This is a genomic window from Falsiroseomonas sp. RANM36 (genome assembly GCF_056682175.1).
Genome location: NZ_JBWXTD010000003.1, coordinates 1,137,314 through 1,138,963 on the forward strand (window position 1 = coordinate 1,137,314; position 1,650 = coordinate 1,138,963).

The following is a 1,650-nucleotide window of genomic DNA, read 5'->3' on the forward strand; positions in this document are numbered from 1 at the left end:
GGCGCGGCGGGGGCCCGCCGGGGCCGCCGCGGCCCGGCGCCCCCCCCCCCCCCCCCCCCCCCCCGCCGCCGGCGGAAGGCGAGATGCGGATCGCCTCCTGGAACCTGCACAAATGCGTCGGCACCGACGGGCGCTTCGATCCGCATCGCTCCGTCTCGGTGATCGCCGAGCTCGGCGCCGATGTCGTGGCGCTGCAGGAGGCCGACCGGCGTTTCGGCCGGCGCATCGGCCTGCTCGACGCGAAGCTGCTGGAGAAGCAGGCGGGCCTGGTGCCCCTGCCGGTCTCCGACCTGCCGGACGGCCATGGCTGGCACGGCAACGCCATCCTGGTGCGGCCGGGCACCCGGGCGCGGCTGCGCCGGCTGTCCCTGCCGGGGGCCGAGCCGCGCGGCGCCGGGGTGGCGGATCTCGACCTGGCGGAGGGCCCTCTGCGGCTGGTGGCGGCGCATTTCGGCCTGCTGCCGCGCTGCCGGCGGCGCCAGTCGGCCGCGATCCTGGCGGCGCTGCAGGAAGCGGAGCCGCGCCCGACCGTGCTGTGCGGCGACCTGAACGAATGGGGTCTCGGCGCGCGCTCCTCGCTGCAGGCGCTGAGCGAGATGTTCGGCCCGGTCGCACCCGGCCCGGCCAGCTTTCCCACCCGCCTGCCGGTGCTGCCGCTCGACCGCATCCTGGCCTGGCCGAGGCCGCTGGTGAGCCAGGTCGAGGTGCATGACAGCCCGCTGGCGCGCATCGCGTCGGACCACCTGCCGCTGACGGCGCGGCTGCATCTGGATGCGGTGGCCGAGACCTTCGCCGGGCTGCGCGCGGCGGCGTGAACGCCGCGCCGGGCGGACGACGCGTCCGCCCCGGCGAGAACCAGACCCGCCCCCGGCCGTTCGGTGGTGCGGATGACGTCAGGCGCATGAGCGATCTCGCGACACGGCCCGAGCTGCCGACCGAGCCGCCGACCGGCGCGACGCGATTGCAGCGCGCCGTCGTCGCGGCGCTGGCCCGCCGCGGGCCGCATGGGCGCACGGCACGGCGGCAGGCCGGCGTCGCGGTGCTGTGCCGCGCCGAGGACGCCTTCGCGATCCGTGCCGCCACGGCCCGCGCGGCCGGCCGCACGCTCGACCTGCAATACTACGTGTGGCGCGGCGACACGACGGGCCAGCTGTTGGGGCGGGAGGTTCTGGAGGCGGCGGATCGCGGCGTCTCGGTCCGCATGCTGCTCGACGACGTCTATGCGATCGGCCACGAGCGCACGCTGGCGGCGCTCGACCGGCATCCGAACATCGAGGTGCGGCTGTTCAACGCCACGCGCTGGCGGCGCTTCGGGCGCTGGGGGCATGTGCTGGAATTCGCCTTCGGCGGCTGGCACCTCAATCGCCGGATGCACAACAAGAACTGGATCGCGGACCGCCAGGGCGCGGTGGTGGGCGGGCGCAACATCGGCGACGAGTATTTCGGCCTCGACAACGAAGGCGAGATCAGCTTCCGCGACCTCGACCTGGTGCTGGCGGGCGCGCCGGCCGCCCAGGCACTGGCGGTGTTCGAGCGCTACTGGGCGAGCCCGCTGGCCGCACCCGCGCGCCGCCTGAGCGCCGCGAGCACCAGGTCGAGGTCGCGGAAGCTGATCTCGCCTTCGTTGTCGAGGCCGAAATACTCGTCGCC

General features: G+C 75.3%; 2 protein-coding genes. Both read left to right on the plus strand.

Annotated features, from left to right (window positions below):
* The coding region (locus tag AC1MIR_RS10320; protein ID WP_480028079.1) for an endonuclease/exonuclease/phosphatase family protein at positions 1 to 815 on the plus strand (815 nt) is incomplete at its 5' end.
* 86 nt (positions 816 to 901) lie between these two features.
* Positions 902 to 1,650 (plus strand): phospholipase D-like domain-containing protein (locus tag AC1MIR_RS10325; RefSeq protein WP_480028080.1); only part of this gene is annotated, 749 nt, incomplete at its 3' end.